This window comes from Pseudomonas sp. MSSRFD41, assembly GCF_014230245.1.
Classification (GTDB): domain Bacteria; phylum Pseudomonadota; class Gammaproteobacteria; order Pseudomonadales; family Pseudomonadaceae; genus Aquipseudomonas; species Aquipseudomonas piscis.
The window spans coordinates 1-6,360 of record NZ_JACKZK010000052.1 but is presented as its reverse complement, the minus strand read 5'-3'; the positions used below and the strand labels follow the sequence as shown (position 1 = coordinate 6,360).

The window sequence follows — 6,360 nt, the reverse complement described above, 5'->3', positions numbered from 1 at the left end:
GCCGTGATGCCGTTGCTCGCGCCATCCTGGTTGACCCCTGTGCCGCGGATCACTCCGTGGATCACATCGCCATCGGCCAGGGCCTGGGACAGGCGCTTAAGCACGACCACGCCGACCCCCTCGCCCGGGACGAAACCATCGGCCCTGGCATCGAAGGCATAGGCGCAGCCGCTGGGTGAAAGCATACCGGCCTGCTGGGCCTGGAGATGGAACAGCTCGGTGCTCTGCACGAACACGCCGCCAGCCAAAGCCAGGTCGGCATCCCCGGTGCGCAGCCCCTGGCAGGCCTGATGCAACGCCACCAGCGAGCTGGAGCAGGCGGTATCGATCGCCACGGCCGGGCCCTGCAGGTTGAGGTGATAGGCGATGCGCGCCGGAATTACCGAACCGGCATTGCCCCAGAACGCCTGCGCCGGCGCGTCGCTCTCCAACAACCGCTGGTAATCGCCCGCAGCGCAGCCCACATAAACGCCGCAGCGCAAGCCTTCGCCGCTAACGCCCGCATACCCGGCGTCCTCCAAGGCGCGCCAGGCTTCTTCGAGGAACAGGCGCTGCTGCGGGTCCATGACCTTAGCCTCGCGCCCGGAGATATTGAAGAACAGCGGATCGAAGCAATCGATGTCGCGCAGGAAACCGCCACGCCGGCAATACGTGGCATAGGCGGGAAAATGTCGCGCAAGATCCCAGCGCGTCACATCCTCCAGCAGATCCTGGCCCTGAGCGAGAATCTGCCAGAGATCGTCCAGGTTATCGGCACTGGCGAAGCGGCCACTCATGCCGATCACCGCGATCGGTTCGGGCCGGCCCGAGTCACTGGCAAGCTGCGGTGCAGGCTCCGGCACGACCGCGGCTTGCGGCACCCGGACCACCACCTTGCCGATGTTGCGCCGGTCAGCCAACCAGCGGTAGGCGTCCTGCACCTCGCTGAAATCGAAGACCCGGCTCAAGGTGGGCCGGATCGCCCCAGCCTCCAGCAACCTGGTCATTTCATCGGCCAACTCTTGCAGCAGCACCGGGTTGTCCCGGGTCTGCTTGCGCAGGTCGATACTGATGAACGCCTGGTTGTCGTTGAGCCGCGACAAGTCGATGCTGCGGGCTAACATTAGTGCAGTCATCGCCAGTTCGACATAACGCCCGCCAGGCGCCAAGCAGTTGAAGCCTTTCTGGATCGCATCTCCGGCCAGGGTATTGATCACCACGTCCACACCTTGGCCCTGGGTCAGCCGCAACACCGCTTTCTCGAAATCTTCTTCGCGATAATTGATCCGGTGGGCGACCCCCAGCCCGGCCAGGTAGTCGAGCTTTTCCTGGGAGCCAGCAGTGGCATAGATCTCCGCTCCCGCTTGCTGCGCTAGTTGTACGGCGATCAACCCGGTGCCGCCGGTGGCGGTCTGGATCAGTACCCGCTCGCCGGGCTTGACCTGGGCCCGGGCAAAGCTGGCGATCATGGTCAAGGCCACCACCGGCAGCGCGCAGGCGTCCTCGAACGACAGCCCCTTCGGCAAGGCGAATACCCGGTCCTGTGAGCAGGTCATGACGCTGGCGTGGGCCCCCAAGGCTTCGCCAGCCAAGGCGAACACCGCATCGCCGAGCGCAACCCGCGACACCTCGTCCCCCACCTCCAGCACCACGCCACTGGCCTCGAAACCCGGGGTGAAGGGATACGGCGGCTGGGTGGGATACAGGCCGTTGACACACAACAGGTCGCCGAAGTTCAGGGCGAAGGCGCGGACCGCGATTCGCACTTCGTCCGGCCCCAACGGCAGCAAGGGTGCTTCGATCACCTGCAGCTCATCGATCCGTCCAGGGCCCTCGATTCGCAATTGTCGGCACACCTGCGGCACTTGCTCCAGCACCTCAGCTAATGGCGGTACCTCGACCCGGGCAGGCTCGGCGCTGGCCGGTGCGCGCCGGCGACTGGGCTCGGTTACGGCCACTGGCGGCACCGGCAGCCTGGCGGCAGGCGCCTCGGCACGGTTGGTTTGTTGTTCCAGGGACGGGTACGTGCGCTGGATATGCTCGGCCAGTGCCCTGATCGACGGAAAATCGAACAGTGCCGTGACCGGCAGACGCAGGCCGAGCTTCTGGTTCAGCGCGTTGATCAAGGTGATGCCGGTGATCGAGTCCACGCCGTAGTTGGCAAAGGCCTGGTCCTCCTGCACCCGGGCGCGGTCGAGTTTCAGCACTTCCAACAGCGCCTCGTGGATCGCCTGGCGCACCGGCATCCCGCGCTCTTGCGCCACGTCCGTTGGCAGCGCGCTCGGCGCCGGACTGGCTGGGCGAGTTTCCCGGGCAGCACTGTCGCCGCTCTCCTGCCCTGCCTGCCGCGCTGCCTCGCCCTGGAACTCGATCACCCCATCGCTGATGCCGGTGACGATTTGCTGGCCCAGGCCATGGGCCGCTGCCGCCGGCTGGTTCAGCGAGCCATAACCTTCGAGCTCCAGTACGTGCCGCCAGGTCGATGGCGCCAATGCCGGGGTCCCGGGAACCCGCAGCGCAACGTCGGTCGCCATTCGCCAACCATCGAGCAAGCCGAAGGTCAGGTGGGTGAACAGGCTGGCCTGGGTCAGTTCGTTGAGCAACAGCAGGCCATTGCCCCGCAGCAGGCTCTTGACGTGCCGCAGGGTGCGGCGGATGTCTTGCGTCGCATGCAGGACATTGGCCGCTACCACCACGTCGTAGTGCCCGGGCTCGAAGCCCTGGCTGCGTGGATCGCGCTCTATATCCAGGTTGCCGGTACGCAGGTACGACGCCTGCTCCCCGTACTGCTCACGCCCATGGGCCAGGAATGCCTCTGACACATCGGTGTAGCAGTACTCGTCGATCGCCTGCGCATAAGGCGCCAAGTGCTGGAACAGCAGCGCGCTGGTGCCGCCGGTTCCCGCGCCGATCTCGATGATCCGCAACCGTGTTTGGGGATCAGCGGCCAGGCGCTGCGCCACATAGGCCAGCAGCTGTTCCGCCAGCACGGTGTTGAAGTAGTCGGCCAGCGGATGACCGCGATAGATACCCTGCACCCGCTCCACGCTCCCGCCCGGGAACAGCACTGCGGTGGCCGCGCACTCTGCGCGCAGTATCCCGGGCAACGCCGGCAGCACGTCATCGAGCAAGCGGATCTGGTTGTGCACCACGGCCTGGTCGGGGCCTTGCAGCAGGCGCTCGCGGTCGGCTTCCCATTGTCGCCAGGCGCCAGGCCAGTCCATCGCCGCCTGCGCCTGGCCACTGGCGTCCAGCAGGCGCAGGGCATCCTCGCGCCAACCGACGTAGGCCGAAGCCAAGCCTGCCGGGCCATGCTCCCAGCCCTGATGGGCCAACAGATTGCGTAGCAGTTGCGCCAGGGCTCGCTCCAGTTCGGCCAGCACCGGGGCCGCCCGCTGCGGCAGGCCAAGCGAGGCGTCGCCACTCAAGATCACCGGGGCCACCGGCGCGCTGATCTGCAACTGGCGATCGTTCGTCACTGCCCATTGGCTCGCGGCTTGCGCATGCCGGGCCTTGAAGAACGCCAGCTGTGGCAGTGGGCTGGCCAGCAGGCGCTCCAGCAGCGCCATGGCCTGTGGTGCTTCGATCGAGCCGATCCCGGCCGCCTCCATTCGCTGCCGATAGCTGGCCGAGGCCACTATGCCGACGCTGCCCCAATAGCCCCAGTTGACGATTTTCACCGGGTATGGCCGCTCCCGCAGGCCCAGGGCAAAGGCATCGGCGTAGCAGCAACCGGCGGCGTAGTTGGCCTGGCCCGGGGCGCGGATGAAGCTTTGCATCGATGAGAAAAACAGCATGAAATCCAGGTCTTGCCGGCCGAACACTGCATCGAGGTTCTCGCTGGTGGCCGCCTTGGCCCGTAGCGCGGCATCGAATACCCCGGGGGCCATCTGCGCCACGCCGCGATCCTCCAGCACGATGGCGGCGTGCACCACGCCATGCACCGCGCCATAACGACGGCGAACGACCTGCTCGGCGGCTTCCAGCGCCGCCCGGTCGGTGGCATCCGCCCGCAGGTAGAGCGGCGTGGGGCCGAGGCTGCCCAGGCGCGCCCGTTGCGCCTCGATCGCCGCATCGGGCTCCCGGCGGCCCAGCCATATCACCTGGGCCTGGTAGCGACGGATCAGGTATTCACTGAAGACCGTGCCCAGGCCGCCGGCACCACCGAGGATCAGGTAGACCCCCCGTTCGCGCAGCGCACTGCCGCCGACGTCCGGCAGTGCGCAGGGCACCAGGCGCTGGCGATACCATTGGCCGTCGCGCAGGGCCAGGGTTTCCCCCGGCAGTTCTGGCACATCCGGGCCGGCCTGCGCCGCCGGCCAGGTGTCCTGGCCGGCGAGGTCGAGCACGCGCACCTGCCAATGGCCATATTCCTTGGCCACCGAACCTATCAGCCCGTGGACACTGGCCTGTTCTGGGTCGCCGGGTTCTACGGCCAGAACCGGCAGCGCCTGGCGGGTGACCACCGTCAACGCCAGGGGCCGGCTACCGTAGTCCAGGGCCAAAAGCGCCTGGACCAGTTGCAGGCCGATTCGTGCGACCCCGGGCTGGCCCCGCGGCACATGCCAGAGCAGATGGTCGAACCCGGTCCTGGCGCCCAACCAGCTGGCACAGTCTGCAGCCCCATCAGGCGTACCCCATTGGCGAGCGATCGCCTCTGGAACTTCCAGCAGGTGCTGATCCTGGGCGACGGCGGTGGCCTTCACGGCTTCTAGCGCTTGCCAACGTGGGGCCAGGGTCAGTTCTCCCGCAGGCCTTGGTTGCGCGGGCGTGCGACAGCAAAAGCCGCTCAAGCGCACCGCCACCTGGCCATCGGCGTGCGCCAGGTCGACATCGAAGCTCTGCCCTGCGCCCTGCTCCACGCCGGCGCGCCGCACCACCGCCCATGCCGGGTCCGGTAGCGGGCCCCACTGCTCGACCCGGGTCACGGCGAATGGCAGTTGCAGCGCCGGTTTGGCCAGCCAGCCAGTGGCAGCCTGCAAGGCGCCATCCAGCAGGGATGGCAGCAAGGTATAGCCCGGCGCCGCGCTGGCAACTGCCAGGCTCGCCAACGCTGCCAGCGGGCCGCTGCGCAGTTCTTTGAGGGCACGAAACCCCGCGCCGTACTCCAGGCCCTGTTCGGTGAAGCGCGCATAACAGTTCGCTGCGTCCACCTGCGACTCGCATGAGGCACCTACGGCGGCCAGGTCGACCCGCGGCGCTGGTTGGCCGCTCGCGGGGCGCACCCAGCCCTGGCTATAAAGCTGTTTTTGCGTGCCGGTGCCGCTATGGATCTCATAACGGACTCCGCGCCCCGGCTCTTCCACCAGGCCGATATGCACCAGCAGAGGCTGGCTGACCACCAGCGGGCGCAGCCAGGCCACCTCCTCCAGCACCATCGGCTGCCCCACTGGCAGTTCGCTGGCCAGGGCCGCCGCTGCGCGGGCCCACTCCAGTTGCACCACCCCCGGCACCACCGGTTGCCCGGCCACCCGGTGTTCGCGAACGAACCATTCGTTACCCGAGAGCCGGGTGCTGTAGCGCTGTTCCTGCAAGGTCGAACTGTTGCAGTGGAGCAATGGGTGCAGGGCCGCCCGCTCATCTGGCAATGAGCCGTTCGCCACCTGGGGCGTTATCCAATAGCGCTCCCGGGCGAAGGGATAGGTCGGCAGCGACAGACGGCGCGGACGATCGGCGCCATACAAGCACGACCAGTCGATCACCACCCCTCTGACCCAGAGTTCGGCCAGCTTCTGCAGGCGCCGTTTCTCCAACAGGCTGACCAGCAGCTGCTGGAACTCCTCTTCGCCGGCCAGCACCGAAGCGGCATCCTTGGCCGTCGCCACCTCGCCGCTCAGCAGGCATGCCGATGGCGTACCGCTGATGAAGTCGCCCAGCGCCTGGCGTACCTGCTCCAGCGAAGTAGCGACGAAAGCCAACCGCTGCTCAAGGGCCGCGCGGCCGGTTTGCAGGCTGTAGGCCAGGGCCGCCAGGTCGAGTCGTGGTTGCTGCTCGATGAACCGCAGCAGCGCCTTGGCGTATTCCTGCAAGCGGTCAGCGCGTTGCGCGGATAGCACCAGCAGCGCCGGGGCACCCGCCTCGGCGGCCGCCGGTGCGACAGCCGGCTGGTAGGCATCGATCACCACATGGGCATTGGTGCCGCTGATGCCGAAGGCGCTGACCGCCGCGCGCAGCGGTTGGCCAGCAGCGACTTTCCAGTCCTGGCGGTGGGTATTAACGAAGAACGGCGAACGGGCGAAATCGAAATGCTCGTTCGGCGTGGCGAAGTGCAGGGTCGGCGCCAGTTCACGGTGGCGCATCTGCAGCAGTACCTTGTGCACCCCCGCGACCCCGGCTGCCGCCGTGGTATGGCCGATGTTGCTCTTGACCGAGCCCAGGCCG

At 67.3% G+C, this 6,360-nt stretch carries 1 protein-coding gene; it reads right to left on the bottom strand.

All coding sequences use genetic code 11. The features are described 5' to 3' along the window. Window positions 1–6,360, bottom strand: a 6,360-nt coding sequence (locus H7A76_RS32035) for a beta-ketoacyl synthase N-terminal-like domain-containing protein (RefSeq protein ID WP_185702217.1), incomplete at both ends; no start/stop codon positions are given.